This is a genomic window from Kosakonia beeri (assembly GCF_054165705.1).
The window spans coordinates 981,377-1,001,389 of sequence record NZ_CM135106.1; the positions used below are offsets into that span (position 1 = coordinate 981,377).

The 20,013-nt window shown below is 55.5% G+C and carries 23 protein-coding genes; 18 read left to right on the forward strand and 5 right to left on the reverse strand.

Going from position 1 to position 20,013, the window contains the following annotated elements; all coding sequences use genetic code 11:
* Positions 1–14 precede the first annotated feature (14 nt).
* The gene (gene tcdA, locus ACUY4S_RS04835) at positions 15–827 is read left to right on the forward strand and encodes a tRNA cyclic N6-threonylcarbamoyladenosine(37) synthase TcdA (RefSeq protein WP_312691269.1); all 813 of its coding nucleotides are present in this window, start codon (positions 15–17) and stop codon (positions 825–827) included.
* Here the strand turns inward: tcdA and csdE are convergent.
* Both csdE and csdA read right to left on the reverse strand, forming a co-directional pair.
* The gene (gene csdE, locus ACUY4S_RS04840) at positions 812–1,261 is read right to left on the reverse strand and encodes a cysteine desulfurase sulfur acceptor subunit CsdE (protein ID WP_458022143.1); all 450 of its coding nucleotides are present in this window, start codon (positions 1,259–1,261) and stop codon (positions 812–814) included. The two genes, tcdA and csdE, sit on opposite strands and share 16 nt — an antisense overlap.
* Positions 1,258–2,466, reverse strand: coding sequence for a cysteine desulfurase CsdA (gene csdA / locus ACUY4S_RS04845; protein ID WP_458022142.1), 1,209 nt, complete (start codon positions 2,464–2,466; stop codon positions 1,258–1,260). Before csdA ends, csdE begins: the two co-directional genes overlap by 4 nt.
* 192 nt (positions 2,467–2,658) lie before the next feature.
* Here csdA and ACUY4S_RS04850 point away from each other — a divergent pair, with 192 nt between their 5' ends.
* The 4 genes from ACUY4S_RS04850 to rlmM all read left to right on the forward strand — a co-directional run bounded on the left by ACUY4S_RS04850 (position 2,659) and on the right by rlmM (position 5,681).
* The gene (locus tag ACUY4S_RS04850) at positions 2,659–2,889 is read left to right on the forward strand and encodes a YgdI/YgdR family lipoprotein (protein WP_312691272.1); all 231 of its coding nucleotides are present in this window, start codon (positions 2,659–2,661) and stop codon (positions 2,887–2,889) included.
* Positions 2,890–3,238: 349 nt separating this feature from the next.
* The gene (gcvA, locus tag ACUY4S_RS04855; RefSeq protein WP_312691273.1) at positions 3,239–4,153 is read left to right on the forward strand and encodes a glycine cleavage system transcriptional regulator GcvA; all 915 of its coding nucleotides are present in this window, start codon (positions 3,239–3,241) and stop codon (positions 4,151–4,153) included.
* A gap of 39 nt (positions 4,154–4,192) precedes the next feature.
* Positions 4,193–4,588 carry a DUF423 domain-containing protein gene (locus tag ACUY4S_RS04860; RefSeq protein WP_312691274.1) on the forward strand — a complete coding sequence of 132 codons (396 nt, stop codon included), beginning with the start codon at positions 4,193–4,195 and terminating at the stop codon, positions 4,586–4,588.
* The gene (gene rlmM / locus ACUY4S_RS04865) at positions 4,581–5,681 is read left to right on the forward strand and encodes a 23S rRNA (cytidine(2498)-2'-O)-methyltransferase RlmM (protein ID WP_312691275.1); all 1,101 of its coding nucleotides are present in this window, start codon (positions 4,581–4,583) and stop codon (positions 5,679–5,681) included. Before ACUY4S_RS04860 ends, rlmM begins: the two co-directional genes overlap by 8 nt.
* Before the next feature lie 71 nt (positions 5,682–5,752).
* Here the strand turns inward: rlmM and ACUY4S_RS04870 are convergent, their stop codons facing one another.
* Positions 5,753–6,793, reverse strand: a complete 1,041-nt coding sequence (locus tag ACUY4S_RS04870; protein ID WP_458022141.1) for an aminopeptidase — start codon at positions 6,791–6,793, stop codon at positions 5,753–5,755.
* Between the two features lie 235 nt (positions 6,794–7,028).
* Here ACUY4S_RS04870 and cysG point away from each other — a divergent pair, with 235 nt between their 5' ends.
* The 13 genes from cysG (at position 7,029) to rpoS (ending at position 18,325) form a co-directional block, all read left to right on the forward strand.
* Positions 7,029–8,444 (forward strand): siroheme synthase CysG, encoded by a 1,416-nt coding sequence (cysG, locus tag ACUY4S_RS04875; protein WP_458022174.1) that lies wholly within the window; start codon positions 7,029–7,031, stop codon positions 8,442–8,444.
* A gap of 9 nt (positions 8,445–8,453) precedes the next feature.
* Entirely contained in the window at positions 8,454–9,362 is a 909-nt protein-coding gene (cysD, locus tag ACUY4S_RS04880; RefSeq protein WP_312691277.1) for a sulfate adenylyltransferase subunit CysD, read from the forward strand.
* Positions 9,363–9,371: 9 nt separating this feature from the next.
* Complete coding sequence (gene cysN / locus ACUY4S_RS04885; protein ID WP_312691278.1) at positions 9,372–10,799, forward strand: sulfate adenylyltransferase subunit CysN; 1,428 nt, start codon at positions 9,372–9,374, stop codon at positions 10,797–10,799.
* A complete protein-coding gene (gene cysC, locus ACUY4S_RS04890; RefSeq protein WP_458022140.1) occupies positions 10,799–11,404 on the forward strand; it encodes an adenylyl-sulfate kinase in 606 nt (201 codons plus the stop codon). The genes cysN and cysC overlap by 1 nt, the downstream gene beginning before the upstream one ends.
* Before the next feature lie 111 nt (positions 11,405–11,515).
* Positions 11,516–11,845 (forward strand): DUF3561 family protein, encoded by a 330-nt coding sequence (locus ACUY4S_RS04895; protein WP_312691280.1) that lies wholly within the window; start codon positions 11,516–11,518, stop codon positions 11,843–11,845.
* 170 nt (positions 11,846–12,015) lie between these two features.
* A complete protein-coding gene (gene ftsB, locus ACUY4S_RS04900) occupies positions 12,016–12,345 on the forward strand; it encodes a cell division protein FtsB (RefSeq protein ID WP_312691281.1) in 330 nt (109 codons plus the stop codon).
* A gap of 19 nt (positions 12,346–12,364) precedes the next feature.
* A complete protein-coding gene (ispD, locus tag ACUY4S_RS04905; RefSeq protein ID WP_458022139.1) occupies positions 12,365–13,075 on the forward strand; it encodes a 2-C-methyl-D-erythritol 4-phosphate cytidylyltransferase in 711 nt (236 codons plus the stop codon).
* On the forward strand, positions 13,076–13,555 hold the full coding sequence (gene ispF / locus ACUY4S_RS04910) for a 2-C-methyl-D-erythritol 2,4-cyclodiphosphate synthase (RefSeq protein ID WP_458022138.1): 480 nt from the start codon (positions 13,076–13,078) through the stop codon (positions 13,553–13,555).
* Complete coding sequence (gene truD / locus ACUY4S_RS04915; RefSeq protein ID WP_458022137.1) at positions 13,552–14,601, forward strand: tRNA pseudouridine(13) synthase TruD; 1,050 nt, start codon at positions 13,552–13,554, stop codon at positions 14,599–14,601. Before ispF ends, truD begins: the two co-directional genes overlap by 4 nt.
* Positions 14,582–15,343 (forward strand): 5'/3'-nucleotidase SurE, encoded by a 762-nt coding sequence (gene surE, locus ACUY4S_RS04920; protein WP_312691285.1) that lies wholly within the window; start codon positions 14,582–14,584, stop codon positions 15,341–15,343. The genes truD and surE overlap by 20 nt, the downstream gene beginning before the upstream one ends.
* Positions 15,337–15,963, forward strand: coding sequence for a protein-L-isoaspartate(D-aspartate) O-methyltransferase (locus ACUY4S_RS04925; protein WP_312691286.1), 627 nt, complete (start codon positions 15,337–15,339; stop codon positions 15,961–15,963). The genes surE and ACUY4S_RS04925 overlap by 7 nt, the downstream gene beginning before the upstream one ends.
* 116 nt (positions 15,964–16,079) lie before the next feature.
* Positions 16,080–17,207 carry a murein hydrolase activator NlpD gene (gene nlpD, locus ACUY4S_RS04930; protein WP_409429826.1) on the forward strand — a complete coding sequence of 376 codons (1,128 nt, stop codon included), beginning with the start codon at positions 16,080–16,082 and terminating at the stop codon, positions 17,205–17,207.
* Positions 17,208–17,332: 125 nt separating this feature from the next.
* On the forward strand, positions 17,333–18,325 hold the full coding sequence (gene rpoS / locus ACUY4S_RS04935; RefSeq protein WP_312691287.1) for an RNA polymerase sigma factor RpoS: 993 nt from the start codon (positions 17,333–17,335) through the stop codon (positions 18,323–18,325).
* 65 nt (positions 18,326–18,390) lie between these two features.
* On the opposite strand, the gene ACUY4S_RS04940 is transcribed toward rpoS, so the two are convergent.
* Together ACUY4S_RS04940 and ACUY4S_RS04945 are read right to left on the reverse strand one after the other, a co-directional pair.
* Positions 18,391–18,768, reverse strand: coding sequence for a DUF4440 domain-containing protein (locus ACUY4S_RS04940; protein ID WP_312691288.1), 378 nt, complete (start codon positions 18,766–18,768; stop codon positions 18,391–18,393).
* Positions 18,765–19,973, reverse strand: a complete 1,209-nt coding sequence (locus ACUY4S_RS04945) for an MFS transporter (protein WP_458022136.1) — start codon at positions 19,971–19,973, stop codon at positions 18,765–18,767. The genes ACUY4S_RS04940 and ACUY4S_RS04945 overlap by 4 nt, the downstream gene beginning before the upstream one ends.
* Between the last annotated feature and the right edge of the window lie 40 nt (positions 19,974–20,013).

Here is a 20,013-nt window from a genome sequence, read left to right on the forward strand (position 1 = left end):
ATGTCTGAGGTTTTATGTCTGTAGTCATCAGCGACGCCTGGCGCCAGCGCTTTGGCGGTACGGCGCGTTTATACGGTGAAAATGCCCTGCAATGGTTTGCCGAGGCGCATATTTGCGTGGTGGGCATTGGCGGCGTTGGTTCCTGGGCGGCGGAAGCGCTGGCAAGAACGGGTATCGGCGCCATCACGCTGATTGATATGGATGATGTCTGCGTGACCAATACCAACCGTCAGATCCATGCCCTGCGCGACAACGTCGGCCTGGCAAAAGCGGAGGTGATGGCAGACCGCATACGGCAGATCAATCCGGAATGTGTGGTCACGGTCATTGATGATTTCGTTACGGTCGACAACGTGGCCGAACTGATGAGCCGTGGTTACAGCTATGTGATCGATGCCATTGATAGCGTTCGCCCGAAAGCGGCGCTGATCGCCTGGTGTCGTCGCAACAAGATCCCGCTGGTCACCACCGGTGGCGCGGGCGGGCAGATTGATCCTACCCAGATCCAGGTGAGCGATCTGGCGAAGACGATTCAGGATCCGCTGGCGGCAAAATTGCGCGAGCGGCTGAAAAGTGATTTCGGTGTGGTGAAGAACAGCAAAGGTAAACTGGGCGTGGACTGCGTGTTTTCCAGCGAGGCGCTGGTTTATCCGCAGGCGGATGGTTCCGTCTGTGCGATGAAAAGCACGGCGGAAGGGCCAAAACGGATGGACTGCGCCTCGGGCTTTGGTGCGGCAACTATGGTCACCGCGACCTTTGGCTTTGTCGCGGTGTCCCATGCGTTAAAAAAATTGATGGCGAAAGCCTCGCGTCAGGCCAGCGCCTGACGGGCGGCATCCTGTACGGCGGCGGCCAGCGCCGCCAGCCCCTGACTACGCGACGCGCTAAGCTGCGCGCGCAGACCAAGCTCATCAAACAATGCCAGCGGATCGCCTTTCAGCAGATCGGCGGGCTGCTTCCCTTCTATTGAGGTTAATAACACCGCCATTAATCCGCGCACAATCCGGCCTTCACTGTCGCCAAAGAAATGCAGGCGGCCATCGGCCGCAGGCGTCGCGCCCAGCCAGACACGATTTTCACAACCGGGAATTTCCCGCGCCTGGGCTTTGAGTTCGTCACTGGCTGCAGGCAGCTGTTTGCCCAGCATGATCAGCTGGCGGTATTTATCTTCCCACTGGGTGAGCGCACCAAAGGTCTGGCGCAGTGTTTCTTCGGTGATCACGGAGCCGAACGGGTGTCCGGCAAAAGCTGGGTTTGTCATTCATCCACCAGTATTTCCAGCGCGCGGTCAACAGCGTTCACCAACGCATCTACATCATGTTGCGTATTATACGGGGCGAAAGAAGCCCGCAATGTGCCTTTTACGCCAAGGGCTGCCAACAGCGGTTGCGCGCAGTGCTGCCCGGCACGCAGAGCGATACCGTAGCCGGCCAGCAGTGTCACCATATCGCTGTGATGGACGCCGGCAAAATCAAACGCCAGCAGGCTGGAGTCCTGGCAGCGGAACGAGCGAAACCCCGGACGCTGCGCCAGTTTCTCTTCCGCAAGCGTTGCCAGGCCCCGGCTATAGCTTTCTGCCTGGGCGTTATCCTGGGTGTTCAGCCATTCAAGGGCGGCGCTCAGGCCAATCACACCAGCCACATTTGGTGTGCCCGCTTCCAGTTTGTAGGGCGCAGGTTGCGTAGTAAAACCGTCGAAAGAGACTTCGGTGATCATCTTGCCGCCGCCAAGCCACGGCGACATTGCCTCCAGCAGAGCGGTTTTTCCATACAGCACGCCGATCCCATTTGGGCCATACAACTTATGGCCCGAAAAAGCATAAAAATCGATATCCAGCCGCTGAACATCCGCCGGAAAATGCACCACGCCTTGTGCGCCATCCACCATCACGACCATACCCGCCGCATGCGCAAGGGTAATGGCACGCTGGAGATCCGGGCAGCCGCCAGTGACGTTCGACATTTGGCCCAGCGCCAGGATGCGGCTACGCGGGGTAATGAGCTGCGCAAGTTGCGCGATGTCTGGCAGGTGATCGGCGCCCAGCGGTAGTTTGACGACCCGTGCGCCAGTCTGCTGAGCCACCATCAGCCAGGGCACCAGGTTAGCGTGATGCTCGGCTTCGCTGACGATGATTTCATCGTTGGGTTGCAGCCGTGGCCGGCCATAACTCTGCGCCACCATATTGATGGATTCCGTGGTGCCGCGTGTCCAGACAATATTTTTACCGGAGGGGGCGTTAATCAGCGCTGCGACTTGATCCCGGGCGGCCTCATAGCGCGCAGTCAGTTGTTGTGCCTCGGCAAACTGGCTGCGGTGTACGTTTCCGGCACTCAGGCTGTAGAACTGTTGGGTGGCATCGATCACCGCCTGCGGTTTTAAGGCAGTGGCGGCGCTGTCGAGATAGACGCCAGCATCAGCAAGTGCCGGAAACTGGGCGCGAAAAAGCGATGGATTAAATGCGTTCATGGGATTCCTCATGCCAATGATGCGATCGTCGCGCAATTTTTCCCCCGGAGCAAGGATGTTGCGCACCATCAGAATTGTCTGTTTGTCCTGGCAGAGTCGGCGAAGCAGGTTATGCTGGATAATGTTAGTTAAATGTTTTGGCCTCTTCCCGGAAGAGGTTTTCACAGCATTAATTGCCAAAAGGAGAAGAAGATGAAAAAGGCTGCCGCAATTATATCTGCCTGTATGTTTACTTTTGCACTGAGCGCCTGTTCTGGTCCGAACTATGCCCTGCATACCAATGACGGGCGGACTATCGTCTCTGAGGGGAAACCGAAAACGGACGATCAAACAGGATTGATTTCTTATAAAGATGCCAATGGGAATGAGCAGCAGATTAACCGTACTGACGTGAAAGAGATGGTTGCGCTGGAGAAAAACTAAGCCAGTGCAGGGTAAAAAAAAGCACCGCAATTTTGCGGTGCTACATTAATCACTATGGACAGACAGGGTAAATGTACAGGAAGTGAAAAAGGGGTAGCGTTGCTACCGGGGTCTGAATAGCAGACCAATTGCAAACACAACAACACAACATCACAACCGTAAGCCAAAAGCCCTTCAGAACACGCATTCCAAAAAAAGCTTCTCGTTCCGGCTCAGGAAGTGCCGCCACTATAGGTATTTGCTGGTAGAAGCTCAACGGACAATTTATAATGGCTCAGATAAAAAAAACTAATAGGTTAACCATTGTTTCCTGTTTGTTAAATTGAGTTTACATCTAAGCCTGATAACCATGTCCAAGCGATTACCACCACTGAATGCATTACGTGTTTTTGATGCCGCTGCCCGCCATTTAAGTTTTACTCGCGCTGCTGATGAGCTTTTTGTGACGCAGGCCGCAGTAAGCCATCAAATCAAGTCTCTCGAGGATTTCCTCGGCCTGAAACTCTTCCGGCGGCGCAACCGATCGTTGCTGCTTACCGAAGAAGGTCAAAGCTATTTTCAGGATATCAAAGAGATTTTTTCTCAGCTGAATGAAGCGACCCGCAAGCTCCAGGCGCGTAGCGCGAAAGGGGCGTTGACGGTCAGTTTATTACCCAGTTTTGCCATTCAATGGCTGGTGCCCAGACTCTCAAGCTTTAACTCAGCTTATCCGGGAATCGATGTGCGTATCCAGGCGGTGGATCGTGAAGAGGATAAACTGGCGGATGATGTCGACGTGGCGATTTTTTATGGCCGTGGTAACTGGCCAGGCCTGCGCGTTGAAAAATTGTACGCAGAATATCTGCTTCCTGTCTGTTCGCCGTTGCTGCTTACGGGCGATAAGCCCTTGAAGAAACCCGAAGATCTGGCGCAGCACACATTATTACACGACGCATCCCGCCGGGACTGGCAAACTTATACGCGCCAGTTAGGTCTTAATCTCAACGTCCAGCAAGGGCCGATATTTAGCCATAGCTCAATGGTGCTGCAGGCGGCTATCCACGGGCAGGGCATTGCGCTGGCCAATAACGTGATGGCGCAATCCGAAATTGAGGCGGGTCGGCTGGTCTGTCCTTTTAATGATGTTTTGGTCAGTAAAAATGCGTTTTATCTGGTTTGTCATGACAGTCAGGCAGAACTGGGTAAAATAGCCGCCTTCCGTCAGTGGATACTGGCAAAAGCGGCAAACGAACAGGAAAAATTCCGTTTTCGCTACGAACAATAATTCGCACGCTGTTGCGTGTATGACTTTTAGGGTAACCACATGACCAGCCGTTTTATGCTGATTTTCGCCGCGGTAAGCGGTTTTGTGTTTGTCGCGCTGGGTGCGTTTGGCGCGCATGTTTTACAAAAATCATTGGGCGTGATCCAGATGAGCTGGATCCAGACCGGCCTCGAATACCAGGCATTCCATACGCTGGCTATTTTTGGGCTGGCAGTGGCGATGCAACGCCGCATCAGTATCTGGTTCTACTGGAGCAGTGTTTTTCTGGCGTTGGGTACGGTGCTGTTTAGCGGCAGTCTCTACTGTCTGGCGCTGTCGGGTTTACGCCTGTGGGCGTTTGTTACACCAGTCGGTGGTGTGTGTTTTTTAATCGGCTGGACATTAATGTTTATTGGCGCAATCCGTTTGAAACGTAAGGGCGTTGTTCATGAATAAAGTGGTGTTGCTGTGCCGCCCAGGTTTTGAGAAAGAGTGTGCCGCAGAGATTACCGATAAAGCCGGCCGCCGTGAGGTGTTTGGTTTTGCGCGTGTGAAAGAGAACGCGGGGTATGTGGTTTTCGAATGCTACCAGCCCGACGATGCCGACAAACTGGCGCGCGAGCTGCCGTTTAGCTCCCTGATCTTTGCCCGCCAGATGTTCGTGGTCGGCGAATTGCTAAAAGACCTGCCGCCGGAAGATCGCATTACGCCGATCGTCGGCATGCTGCAGGGCGTAGTGGATAAAGGCGGCGATCTGCGTGTTGAAGTCGCTGATACCAACGAAAGCAAAGAGCTGATGAAGTTCTGCCGTAAGTTCACCGTGCCGCTGCGTGCGGCGCTGCGTGAGGCTGGCGTGCTGGCGCGGAGCGATTCGCCGAAACGCCCGGTGGTGCATATCTTCTTCATTGCGCCTGGCTGTTGTTATACCGGCTACTCCTACTCCTTTAACAACTCACCGTTCTATATGGGCATTCCCCGGCTTAAATTTCCGTCCGATGCGCCGAGCCGCTCAACACTGAAGCTGGAAGAGGCTTTCCACGTCTTTATTCCGGCGGATGAGTGGGACGAACGCCTGGCTAACGGTATGTATGCGGTAGATTTGGGCGCGTGCCCCGGCGGCTGGACCTATCAGCTGGTGAAACGCAACATGTGGGTCTACTCGGTAGATAACGGCCCGATGGCGCAAAGTCTGATGGACACCGGGCAGGTGACGTGGCTGCGGGAAGATGGCTTCCGCTATCGCCCTAACCGCAACAACATCTCCTGGATGGTGTGCGATATGGTGGAAAAACCGGCGAAGGTTGCCGCGTTGATGGCGCAGTGGCTGACGCAGGGCTGGTGCCGTGAAACCATTTTCAACCTTAAATTGCCCATGAAAAAGCGCTACGAAGAGGTGTCTAACAATCTGGCGTATATCCAGGCGCAACTGGATGAGCACGGTATTGCAGCACAGATCCAGGCCCGCCAGTTGTACCACGATCGTGAAGAAGTCACGGTGCATGTGCGCCGGATGTGGGCTGCGGTGGGCGGTCGCCGGGACGAACGCTGATCACCGTGCGCGTTTATTGCGTGAGCCCTCTTAAAAAAAGCGCCTGCGAAAGCAGGCGTTTTTTTTCATGCTCATTTGCCCGCTTTTGCCAGCTCTTTAACTAACGGCAGCATAATGCGCATCACATCGCGGCTGCGGCGTTCAATGCGGCCTGGCAGGGCGTGGTCAATATATTGCTGGTTATCCAACCGGGCATTGTGGCGGCTGATACCGTCCGGGAAGGCTTTCGATTTTGCCCGTTGTTGCTCGCCATCTTTATTACCTAAAGACCAGTTTGCGGCTTCCACCGACAGCACAGGAATGCCTGCCTTATCAAAAATCTCGGCGTCGTTGCAGCAACTGGTGCCTTTGGGGTAACGGGCATTCAACCCTGGATTACTGGTGGCCGCAATGCCCAGCGAGCGGGCCAGGGCTAAAGCCCGATCCCGCGTCAGTTTGCGCACGGAAGCGGGCGTATTCTTACCGCTGTTGAAATAAAGCTTATCGCCGACGATTAAATTATTCAGGTTGATCACCAACAGGGTGTGTTTCTTCTCTACATCGCTCATGCGATCCAGCAAGTTTGTGGCACCGAGCCTGCCTTCCTCTTCGCCGCTGGTGGCGATAAAACGGATGCTGTATTGCGTCTGCACGGGTTTAAGCGCCTGCGCCAGTTCCAGCATCACCCCCAGACTGGCCGCATTATCGTCAATGCCCTGCAGCGTTAAACCGCCCAGGTTGTTGTCGACATCGGCATCGCTGCGCGGCGCATACGTATCGAGATGCGCCATAATGATGATTTGCAGCGGCGACTTGCCACTGTGCGCGGCGATGACGGTACTGCCGGTCACGTTTTGCCAGCTCTGCTGATTATCTTTTGCCGTGTAGCTGTAACGCGTTTTGAATTTACGAATATTACTCTCGTACCCCATTTGCGTGAACTGCTGCTGAAGATAGTCAGCCGAGAGCATTTCTGCGGGGGTTCCGGTCATGCGGCCAGGAAACAGAGTGGCAATATGACGCGCCTGTTGGTTGGCAAACTCACCGGGCTGGGAAGGGCGGGCATGCGCCGGGAGGATAAAGCATACGCCGAGCGCCAGAGCAGCGGTACGGTGGCGCAATGCGGAAAACATAGAGAATCCTTTATGCAGTATTATTTTTGACGCGCTTAGTATGAAACTGTGACCCGCTTTACACAATTTCATTTTTCTTAACCTTGCGAAAATGCTGGCGTTAAGCACTTTTTGGTATTTGCTTTGCCTGAGCGTTATTCCTTTGCGGAACTACTCATTCCAATTCGTAATTTCATTCGTTCTAAGCCGCCCCCTATAGTCCCTCTATTACTGGCTGTGAGTGAGTTGTCGCGTTGTGGATTACCTGCCGTTATTTGCTGCTGTAAAAGACCGCCCGGTTTTGGTGATTGGTGGCGGCGAGATCGCCGCGCGCAAAATCACTTTTTTGCGTCGTGCCGGGGCACGCGTCCTGATCGTGGCGCGGCATCTGGAGCCAGAGCTTTTGACGCTTGCCGAACAGCAGGCGGTTCAGTGGCTGGCGAGCGAGTTTGATGAATCCCAACTGGACAGTGTCTTTCTGGTGATAGCTGCGACCGACGACAGCGCGCTTAACCGCCGTGTTTTTGATGCCGCCAATGCGCGCCACCGTCTGGTGAACGTGGTGGATGACCAGCCGTTGTGTTCCTTTATTTTCCCGTCGATTGTTGATCGATCGCCCCTGTTGGTGGCCATTTCGTCCGGCGGCAACGCGCCGGTGCTGGCACGCCTGCTACGCGAAAAAATCGAGGCGTTACTGCCGGGCAATCTGGGGCGCATGGCTGAGGTGGCCGGGCGCTGGCGCACGCGCATTAAAGCTTTTCGTCGCTCGACAGATGAGCGTCGGCGTTTTTGGGAGAGCGCCTTTCGCGGGCGTTTTGCCAGTCTGATGGCTGCCGGAGATGAACCGGCGGCAGAAAAAGCGCTGGAAGCAGAACTGACGCAGCCTGGTTCTGCAGGCGGGGAGATTATCCTTGTCGGTGCCGGGCCTGGCGATGCCGGGCTGCTAACGCTTCGCGGTTTGCAAGTGATCCAGCAGGCGGATGTGGTTTTTTACGATCATCTGGTCAGCGCGCAAGTGCTGGAGCTTACCCGCCGTGACGCCGAAAAAATTTGCGTTGGCAAACGTGCCGGCGGGCATGCGGTAGCGCAACACGATACCAATCGAATGTTGGTAGACGCTGCCCGCGAAGGGAAAACGGTGGTGCGCCTCAAAGGTGGCGATCCGTTTATTTTCGGCCGTGGCGGTGAAGAGTTACAGGCCGCGGCGCAGGCTGGCATCCCTTTTCAGGTGGTGCCTGGCGTGACGGCGGCATCGGGCGCTACCGCGTATGCCGGTATTCCGCTGACGCACCGGGATTTTGCCCAAAGCGTGACTTTTGTCACCGGGCATTACAAGGCCGACAGCGCGCCATTCGACTGGTCACTGCTGGCGCAAAGCCGCCAGACGCTGGCTATTTATATGGGCACGATGAAAGCGGCGGAAATCAGCGCCCAACTGATCGCCCACGGGCGCGACAAAACAACCCCGGTCGCGGTGATCGCACGTGGTACGCGCACGGATCAACATGTGTCGACCGGCACACTGGAACAACTTGAGGAACTGGCGAAAGCGGCCCCCATGCCCGCTTTGTTAGTGATAGGCGAAGTGGTTCGGCTGCATCACGAACTCGCCTGGTTCCGGCATACGACAGGAACGGAAGCGTTCGACGCTTCTGTGATTAATCTGGCTTAAGGAATGGTTATGGACCAAAAACGACTCACTCATCTGCGACAACTGGAAGCGGAAAGCATCCATATCATCCGCGAAGTGGCCGCCGAATTTTCCAACCCGGTGATGATGTATTCCATCGGCAAAGATTCCAGCGTGATGCTGCACCTGGCGCGTAAAGCCTTTTACCCCGGCACGCTGCCGTTCCCGCTGCTGCACGTGGACACTGGCTGGAAATTCCGTGAGATGTATGAATTCCGTGACCGTACCGCGAAAGCCTACGGGTGTGAGCTACTGGTGCATAAAAACCCGGAAGGGGTGGCGATGGGGATCAACCCGTTCGTGCATGGCAGTGCAAAACATACCGACATCATGAAAACAGAAGGACTGAAGCAGGCGCTGAATAAGTACGGTTTTGATGCGGCTTTCGGCGGCGCGCGCCGGGACGAAGAGAAATCCCGTGCGAAAGAGCGTATTTACTCTTTCCGTGACCGTTTCCACCGCTGGGACCCGAAAAACCAGCGTCCGGAATTGTGGCATAACTACAACGGGCAAATTAATAAAGGCGAAAGCATTCGCGTGTTCCCGTTGTCGAACTGGACTGAACTGGATATCTGGCAGTATATCTACCTGGAAAATATCGAGATTGTTCCGCTGTATCTGGCGGCTGAGCGCCCGGTACTGGAGCGTGACGGTATGCTGATGATGATTGATGACGATCGAATCGATCTGCAGCCGGGTGAAGTGATCGCGCAGCGGATGGTGCGTTTCCGTACGCTCGGTTGCTGGCCGCTGACCGGGGCGGTGGAGTCGGAAGCGCAGACCCTACCGGAGATCATTGAAGAGATGCTGGTTTCCACCACCAGTGAACGTCAGGGCCGCGTGATTGATCGCGACCAGGCCGGCTCGATGGAGCTGAAAAAACGTCAGGGATATTTCTAAGGAGCCGCCATGAACACCACAATTGCACAACAAATTGCTAATGAAGGCGGCGTCGAAGCTTACCTGCATGCCCAGCAGCACAAAAGTCTGCTGCGCTTTCTGACCTGCGGCAGCGTCGATGACGGCAAAAGTACGTTAATCGGCCGTCTGTTGCATGACACTCGCCAGATCTACGAGGATCAACTCTCCACGCTGCATAACGACAGTAAGCGTCACGGCACCCAGGGCGAAAAACTGGACCTGGCGCTGCTGGTCGACGGGTTACAGGCGGAGCGCGAGCAGGGCATCACCATTGATGTCGCTTACCGTTACTTCTCCACGGAGAAGCGAAAATTTATCATTGCTGATACCCCAGGGCATGAGCAGTACACCCGCAATATGGCGACCGGTGCGTCGACGTGCGATCTGGCGATCCTGTTGATGGATGCGCGTAAAGGCGTGCTAGATCAGACCCGTCGCCACAGTTTTATCTCCACGCTGCTGGGGATTAAACATCTGGTCGTTGCGGTAAACAAAATGGATCTGGTGGCGTTTAGCGAAGAAACCTTCGAAAGCATCCGTCAGGACTATCTGACCTTTGCTGAACAACTGCCGGGTAATCTGGATATTCGCTTTGTGCCGCTGTCGGCGCTGGAAGGCGACAACGTGGCCAGCCAGAGCGCGCAAATGCCGTGGTACAGCGGCCCGACACTGCTTGAAGTGCTGGAAACCGTTGAGATTCAACGTGTTGTTGACACGCAGCCGATGCGCTTCCCGGTACAGTATGTGAACCGCCCGAACCTGGACTTTCGTGGCTTCTCCGGCACGCTGGCCTCCGGCGTGGTGAGGGTCGGCCAGCGCATCAAGGTGCTGCCGTCTGGCGTCGAGTCGGCCATTGCACGCATTGTCACCTTTGATGGCGATCTGCAAGAAGCCGGTGCAGGCGAGGCGATCACGTTGGTGCTGAAAGATGAAATTGATATCAGCCGTGGCGACCTGATCCTGGATGCGCAGGAGACGCTACCCGCGGTGCAGAGCGCAGCGCTCGACGTCGTCTGGATGGCGGAGCAACCGTTGCAAGCGGGGCAAAGCTACGACGTAAAAGTCGCGGGCAAGAAAACCCGTGCCCGCGTGGATAACATTCACTATCAGGTGGATATCAATAACCTGACTCAGCGCCAGGTGGAAAGCCTGCCGTTGAACGGCATTGGGCTGGTGGATTTGACCTTTGATGAACCGCTAACGCTGGATGCCTACCAGCAGAACCCGGTGACAGGCGGCATTATCTTTATTGATCGACTGAGTAATGTGACCGTGGGTGCAGGGATGGTACGTGAAGTGTACCAGCAGCAACAGGCCAGCGCCGGGGAGTTCAGCGCCTTCGAACTGGAGCTGAATCAGCTGATTCGTAAGCACTTCCCGCACTGGGGCGCGCGCGATCTGCTGGGAGGTAAGTAATGGCGCAGCATGACAAAAACGTCGTCTGGCATGCTCATCCGGTCACGGCTGAGCAGCGCGAGCAACTCCACGGTCATCGTGGGGTTGTGCTGTGGTTTACCGGGCTATCCGGCTCGGGCAAATCCACTGTCGCCGGGGCGTTGGAAGAGGCGCTGCATCGCGCAGGGGTCAGCACCTATTTGCTGGATGGCGATAATGTGCGCCACGGCTTATGCAGCGATCTGGGCTTTAGCGATGCCGATCGTAAGGAGAACATCCGCCGGGTGGGCGAAGTCGCCCGTCTGATGGTCGACTCGGGGCTGGTGGTGTTAACCGCTTTTATTTCTCCGCACCGGGCAGAGCGCCAGATGGTGCGCGAACGCCTGGGAGAAGGGCGTTTTATCGAAGTGTTTGTCGATACGCCGTTAGCGATTTGCGAAGCGCGCGATCCGAAGGGACTGTATAAGAAAGCGCGTGCGGGTGAACTGCGTAATTTCACCGGTATCGACTCGGTTTACGAAGCGCCGGATTCACCGGAAGTTCACCTCGACGGAGAACAATTGGTAACAAATTTGGTGAGCCAATTATTCGATCTCCTCCGACAGGGCGATATTATCAGATCCTGAGACGGTACTGGCGATACCCGCCATCTTCAGGTCACCCCGGCGTTTACTCACGCGCTTCCTGATGATTGCGCGTATCCCCTTTTGCCGGTCGTTCAGGTAACAGGATCAGATATGCGCAACAGTCAGAACATCACCCTCTCCCGGTCAGAGTCGCTAACGACTCCGACACACGACGAAACCACATGGTCGCTACCCGGCGCCGTAGTGGGATTCATCGCATGGCTGCTTGCGCTGGCGATCCCGTTCATGATCTATGGCCCCAATACCCTGTTCTTCTTTCTCTACACCTGGCCTTTCTTTCTGGCGTTGATGCCCGTTTCGGTGGTGGTCGGCATTGCGCTGCACTCGTTGCTGAGTGGTAAACTGCTGTTCAGTAGCGTGGCGACACTGCTCACCGTGATCGCGATGTTCGGCGTGCTGTTTATGTGGCTGCTTGGCTAAGCAGAGGCCTGCTTCAAACGGTAACGCAGGTTAAGGCAATGTGTCCGGTATGTAGACTACGGATCGGCGTACAAATATGCTAAAGTCGGCGCTTGCGCGGTATCACCCGGCCCCGGAGTGGAGCCTGACAAAAAGTTATGGGATGATGATGCCGTTTTTCAGGGGGCAGGATGGGTAAACTAACGCTGCTATTGCTGGCTTTGCTGGTCTGGCTACAGTACTCGCTGTGGTTTGGCAAGAATGGTCTGCACGATTACGGCCGCGTCAGCGAAGATGTGGCAGCACAGCAGGCGACGAACGCCAAATTAAAAGCGCGCAACGATCAGCTTTTCGCCGAAATTGACGACCTCAATGGCGGTCAGGAAGCTATCGAGGAACGTGCACGTAATGAATTAACCATGACGAAACCGGGCGAAACCTTTTATCGTCTGGTGCCGGATGCATCGAAACGCACGCCGGGGTCAGCGCAAAACACACAAAATACACAAAACAGACCTTAACCAGTCCCGGATTTACGACATGTCAGCAATGATTCCGGACGTCTGTGCTGTGGTGCCGGCCGCCGGATTCGGCCGCCGCATGCAAACGGAATGTCCTAAGCAGTATCTCTCCATCGGCGATAAAACGATCCTTGAGCACGCGGTTTCCGCGCTGCTCGCGCACCCGCGCGTTGGCCGGGTGATCATCGCTGTGAGTCCTGGCGACGAACGCTTCGCCAGTCTTTCCCTTGCTCAACATCCGCAGATCACGGTGGTGGATGGCGGTGCCGAGCGTGCCGATTCCGTGCTGGCGGGGCTGAAAGCCGCCGCGGGCGCAGAGTGGGTGCTGGTGCACGATGCTGCGCGCCCGTGCCTGCATCAGGATGATCTCGAACGTCTGCTGCAATTGAGCGCCACCAGCCGCATTGGCGGCATTCTTGCAGCCCCGGTACGCGATACCATGAAACGCGCTGAACCGGGGAAAACCGCGATTGCCCATACCGTTGAGCGCAATGATTTATGGCATGCGCTGACGCCGCAATTTTTCCCGCTGGCGCTGCTGCATGACTGCCTTGTTCGGGCGATGAACGACGGGGCGGTCATTACAGATGAAGCATCGGCGCTGGAACATTGCGGTTTCCATCCGGAGCTGGTCGCCGGGCGAGCAGACAATATCAAAGTGACACGACCTGAAGATTTACGACTCGCAGAATTCTATCTGACCCATTCAGACCTCCAGGAGAAAGCATAAATGCGCATAGGACACGGTTTTGACGTACACGCCTTTGGCGGAGAAGGCCCGATTATTATCGGTGGCGTACGCATTCCCTATGAAAAAGGGCTGCTGGCGCACTCCGATGGCGATGTGGCGCTGCACGCGCTGACCGATGCCCTGCTGGGTGCTGCGGCGCTGGGGGATATAGGAAAGCTCTTTCCGGATACTGACGCGTCCTACAAAGGCGCAGACAGCCGTGGGCTGCTGCGCGAAGCCTGGCGCCGTATTCAGGCCAAAGGTTATACCCTGGGTAACGTTGACGTCACCATCATTGCGCAGGCTCCCAAAATGTTGCCGCATATTCCGCAAATGCGAGTTTTTATTGCCGAAGATCTCGGCTGCCACATGGATGATGTCAACGTAAAAGCCACCACCACCGAGAAGCTTGGTTTTACCGGGCGTGGCGAAGGTATTGCCTGTGAAGCGGTCGCGCTGCTGGTAAAGGCGGCCAAATGATCGATTTTGATGATTTGACTTTTTTGCACGGGAAACCGGTTAGCAAGGGTGTATTGAAGGCCAGCCCGGAAGATTTTGTGGTGGTGGAAGATCTTGGCTTCAAACCGGATGGCGAGGGCGAGCACATTCTTGTCCGAATTCTGAAAAAAGGGTGTAACACGCGCTTCGTCGCTGACGCGCTGGCAAAATTCCTTAAAATTCATGCACGCGAAGTGAGTTTCGCCGGGCAGAAAGATAAGCATGCTGTCACGGAGCAGTGGCTGTGTGCGCGCGTGCCAGGTAATGCAATGCCGGATCTCAGCGCGTTTCAGCTTGAGGGTTGCACGGTGCTGGAGTATGCCCGTCATAAACGCAAACTGCGTCTGGGTGCCTTGCAGGGGAATGCTTTTACGCTGGTGTTACGTGAAATCAGCGATCGTGCAGATGTTGAAACGCGTTTGCAGACCATCATGGAGCAGGGCGTGCCTAACTATTTTGGCGCGCAGCGTTTTGGCATCGGTGGCAGTAACCTGCAGGGCGCGCTGCGTTGGGCGCAGAGCGATGCGCCTGTGCGCGATCGTAATAAGCGCAGTTTCTGGTTGTCGGCGGCACGCAGTGCATTGTTTAACCAGATCGTAAGCGAGCGACTGAAGAAAACGGACTTTAATCAAGTTGTTGATGGCGATGCGCTACAATTAGCGGGGCGCGGCAGTTGGTTCGTTGCCACCCCGGAAGAGCGGGTGGAACTGCAATCGCGCGTTGACGATAAAGCGTTGCTGGTGACCGCAGCGCTGCCGGGCAGCGGTGAATGGGGAACTCAGCGTGAAGCGCTGGCCTTTGAACAATCAGCCATTGCCGATGCGCCGGAATTACAGGCGCTGCTGCAGCGCGAGAAGGTCGAGGCCGCACGCCGTGCAATGCTGCTCTATCCGCAGTCGCTTTGCTGGGACTGGTGGGATGATGCCACTGTCGAATTACGTTTCTGGTTGCCGGCGGGAAGCTTTGCAACCAGTGTTATCAGGGAACTCATTAACACATCGGGTGATTATGCGAATATTGCTGAGTAACGATGACGGGGTCCATGCGCCGGGTATCCAGACGCTGGCTAAGGCTCTCAGGGAGTTTGCCGATGTTCAGGTCGTCGCTCCCGATCGTAACCGCAGCGGCGCATCGAATTCGTTGACGCTTGAATCCTCGCTCCGAACTTTTACGTTTGATAACGGCGACATTGCCGTACAGATGGGCACCCCGACGGACTGTGTCTATCTTGGCGTTAATGCGCTCATGCGTCCGCGACCAGACGTCGTTGTCTCGGGTATTAACGCCGGGCCAAATCTTGGCGATGATGTTATCTATTCCGGGACTGTCGCCGCCGCAATGGAAGGCCGCCATCTGGGCTTCCCCGCGCTAGCGGTGTCGCTCAACGGTCATACCCACTATCAAACCGCGGCAGCGGTCACCTGCTCAATCCTGCGGGCGCTGAGCCGCGAGCCGCTGCGTACCGGACGGATTCTCAATATCAATGTGCCGGATCTCCCGCTTGAGGAGATCAAAGGCATCCGTGTTACCCGCTGTGGCAGCCGCCATCCGGCCGATCAGGTGATCCCGCAGGAAGATCCCCGTGGCAATACGCTGTACTGGATTGGGCCGCCTGGTGAGAAATGCGATGCCGGGCCGGACACCGATTTTGCCGCCATTGATGAAGGTTACGTCTCCGTCACGCCGCTGCATGTGGATTTAACGGCTTACAGCGCGCATGATGTGGTGTCGGGTTGGTTGGAGCGTGCCGGGGTGAACAGGCAATGGTAAGCAAACGCGTACAGGATCTTCTCGCTCAATTACGCGCGCAAGGCATCAAAAATGAACAGGTGCTTGAGGCGCTGTCATTGGTGCCGCGCGAGAAATTTATCGATGAAGCGTTTGAACATAAAGCGTGGGAAAACGTCGCGCTGCCGATTGGCCAGGGGCAAACTATTTCCCAGCCTTATATGGTAGCGCGAATGACCGAGCTGCTGGAATTGACCCCAGCCTCCCGCGTGCTGGAGATCGGTACAGGCTCCGGGTATCAAACGGCCATCCTGGCGCAACTGGTGCACCATGTCTGCTCCGTTGAGCGAATTAAAGGATTGCAGTGGCAGGCGCGTCGACGGCTGAAACAGCTGGATTTGCACAATGTCTCTACGCGGCACGGTGATGGCTGGCAAGGCTGGCAGGCGCGCGCGCCGTTTGATGCGATTATCGTCACCGCCGCACCGCCGGAAATTCCAGCTGCGCTCATGGCGCAGTTGGATGAGGGCGGCATTCTCGTTTTGCCCGTGGGCGATGAACAACAGCAGTTGAAGCGTGTTCGTCGGCGTGGCAGCGAATTTATTATCGATACCGTTGAAGCCGTGCGCTTTGTTCCGCTGGTAAGAGGCGAACTGGCCTGAGAAACAGAGTTTTCCTGGGTTTTTCAGGCAATAACAGCGTATGGTGGGCAAATTTGCCGCCGACGTTAGCGGTTATTTTTTAAGTCATTGGTAACATACATATTGTTGGGGGAAAAATGAGCACGGGAAGCCCTAAATTCACCGTACGTCGTGTTGCGGCAGTGTCGCTGGTTTCAATTTGGCTGGCGGGGTGTTCAAATTCCACTAACGCGCCAGCGCCTGTGAGTTCCGTAGGCGGCACTAGCAGCGCAAGTTCCGGTTCCAGTTCCGGCGGGATGCTGATTACTCCGCCGCCAAAACTGGGCACTTCTGCACAGCAGCAACCACAAATTCAACCGGTGCAGCGTCCGACTGTACAGCCCACACAGATCCAGCCTGTGGCTCAGCAGCCTGTGCAGACCGTGAATGGTCGTATCGTCTATAACCGCCAGTATGGGAACATTCCGAAAGGTAGCTATACGGGCGGCAGCACTTATACCGTTAAACGCGGGGATACGCTGTTTTATATCGCCTGGATCACCGGGAACGATTTCCGCGATTTGGCGCAGCGAAACCACGTTGCAGCCCCGTATGGACTGGAAGTCGGGCAAACGCTGCAGGTTGGCAATGCATCTGGTACACCAATTACTGGCGGAAATGCAATAACTCAGGCTGATGCAACTGCGCAAGGAATCGTCTCAAAACCTGCACAAAATTCAACCGTAGTGGTTGCTTCAAAACCGACAATTACGTATTCTGAGGATTCAGGTGAACAAAGTGCTAATAAAATGTTGCCTAATAACAAGCCTGCAACAGTAGTTACAGCGCCTGTTACTGCACCCTCTGTTAGCACAACCGAACCGACTGCCAGCAGTACTTCCACCAGTTCGCCAATCTCTTCCTGGCGCTGGCCGACTGAGGGCAAAGTTATCGATAACTTCTCTGCTACCGAAGGTGGCAACAAGGGGGTCGATATCTCGGGTAGCAAAGGACAGGCTATCGTCGCGACCGCAGATGGGCGCGTTGTATATGCCGGTAATGCGCTACGCGGTTACGGGAACCTCATCATTATTAAACATAACGATGATTACCTGAGTGCCTACGCCCATAACGATACGATGCTGGTCCGGGAACAACAAGAAGTTAAGGCGGGGCAGAAAATAGCTACCATGGGTAGCACCGGAACCAGTTCTACACGCTTGCATTTTGAAATTCGTTACAAGGGGAAATCCGTTAACCCGCTGCGTTATTTGCCGCAGCGATAAATCGGTGCAAAGTGTTTGAAACACGCCTTTGTTGAGCCGTTGCAGCGCGCGCAGATGCCGCTGCAACGGGCGAAATAAAGTGTGGTTTGGCGCTTTGCCCAGGGATCACGGGTAGGAGCCACCTTATGAGTCAGAATACGCTGAAAGTTCATGATCTAAATGAAGATGCGGAATTTGATGAGAACGGAGCAGAGGTTTTTGACGAAAAAGCCTTAGTAGAAGAGGAACCCAGTGATATCGACCTGGCCGAAGAGGAGTTGTTATCGCAGGGTGCCACCCAGCGTGTTTTAGACGCGACTCAGCTGTATCTGGGCGAAATTGGATATTCCCCATTATTAACGGCCGAAGAAGAAGTCTATTTTGCACGCCGTGCATTACGTGGAGATGTTGCCTCCCGCCGTCGCATGATCGAAAGTAACCTGCGTCTGGTGGTTAAAATTGCCCGTCGTTACAGCAATCGTGGTCTGGCGCTGCTGGATCTGATTGAAGAGGGTAATCTGGGCTTGATCCGCGCTGTTGAAAAATTCGACCCTGAACGTGGGTTCCGTTTCTCAACATATGCAACCTGGTGGATCCGTCAGACCATTGAACGGGCGATTATGAATCAAACCCGTACCATTCGTCTGCCGATTCACATTGTTAAAGAGCTGAACGTCTATCTGCGTACAGCGCGCGAGTTGTCCCATAAGCTGGACCACGAGCCGAGTGCGGAAGAGATTGCCGAACAGCTGGATAAACCCGTTGATGATGTCAGCCGTATGCTGCGTCTCAATGAGCGCATTACCTCAGTTGACACCCCGCTGGGTGGTGATTCTGAAAAAGCGCTGCTGGATATCCTGGCCGATGAAAAAGACAACGGCCCGGAAGACACCACGCAGGACGATGATATGAAGCAAAGCATCGTCAAATGGCTGTTCGAACTGAACGCCAAACAGCGTGAAGTGCTGGCGCGTCGTTTCGGTCTGCTGGGTTATGAAGCTGCGACACTGGAAGATGTTGGCCGCGAAATTGGCCTGACGCGTGAACGTGTTCGCCAGATTCAGGTTGAAGGTCTGCGTCGTTTGCGTGAAATCCTGCAAACGCAAGGGCTCAATATCGAAGCGCTGTTCCGCGAATAAGCACCTATTCAAGCCAAAAAGGCCGGTCGCATACGCTCCGGCCTTTTTCTTTGCCTGTTTTCCGGCTACTGCGCTTGTGCCGTTTCCTGCAAGTGACGCCAGACCCGCCGATCGCCTTCCTGTCTGAATACTACCGTTGACCAGCGTACATTTCCCCCGGACGGCAGACTGTGCGTTTCCTGGTAGCGCAGCACGGCGCCATCCTGCCACTCCGCCAGCACTTCAATGCAGTCCACCTGGATACGCAGCCCCGGTCGGACACCGCATTGCGCACGGAAAAAATCCGCCAGCGTGGCGTTATCAAGGCATGCGCCGCTGAGCGTTACCATCGTGAAATCCGGAGCAAACCGCGCCAGCAATGGTTCAAGGGGGCCTTCCCCCCGGCTAAGCCAGTTCTCAATGGCGATATGGGCATTAATCACTTCTGTGATGTTCGGGTTCATAACTTCTCCTGACGAAGGTGGTGAAGGGTGTGCCGGTTATCCAGCCGGAATGCGGCAAACAGAGGCAAAAGTGAGATAAAGGCCGCCGCGCTGAAGGTCCAGCGCCAGGCCTGCACCTGCGGCAGAACCTGCTGAAGCAGCCCCAGCCAAAGCGTCAGTGCAGTAGCGCCTGACAAAAAACTCAACTGTCGGTTGATGTTCCACAGTGCTGTGGCATCGGGCATATCCTGATGTGAGACGGTCAAAAAGGCGCTGCTTTGCGCAGTACTACTACACAAACTGCCGCCTGCGCCCATTAACCCAAACGCGGCAATAAGCATGCTGTACGCGCTCCCCGGCGTGATGGCGGTCAGCATCAGAATGCCGACGGCCTGCAGCAGACAGCCGCTAATAATGAGCGGCCTGGGGCCGACGCGATTGAAAAATTTACCGCTAACCAGAATGGCGATAAACGATGCCAGCGACCATGGGATCATTAATGCGCCGCTGGCGGCGGGCGTCATTCTCAGCGTCTGTTGCAGGTAAAACATCCCGACGACACTAATGCCAATAAACATCCCTGGCACGCAGAGGTAAACCACCATGGCAAAGCGCAGCAACGAGTTTCTTAGCAGCTGCAAGTGCAGCAGTCGCTTACTCCCTGCCGTTATCGGTGTTTCGTTAAGCCAAAGGCAGGCCAGCAGCAACGCCATGAGGGCTACAGGCACAGTAGCGAAGAAGGTCCAGCGCCAGTTTAAGGTTTGTACCAACAGTCCGCCGACCGCAGGCGAGCATGCAGGAGCCAGCAGGGCAACCAGCATAACCACGGAGGAGATTTTTGCGCGCTGATGCGGCGGGAACTGTTGCCACGTCAGAGCCTGTCCCACCGGGATCAGCAGACCACCGCCGACCCCCTGTATTACGCGCCAGAAAATCAGGCTGGCGAGCGAACCCGCGAGCCCGGCAGCAAGAGCGGCGGCGCTGAACACTGCCAACGACAGTATAAACAGCCGCCGTGCGCCAACCCGGCGTGTGAGCCATGCACTCAATGGCATGACCAGTGTCAGCCCGGCGATATAGCCATTGCTGACCCAGGCCAGTGCGGAGACGGAAGCCTGCAGTGTGGCCGCCATCGCCGGAAAGGCGATACTGGCAATAAACATATTGATTAAGTCGAGAAAAAAGCCCAGCAGGTAAACCACCGCGACTTTATTGCGATAAGCCATTCTTCATCCTCCGGAGTGGGTGCGGTAATGTAGCGGCCGA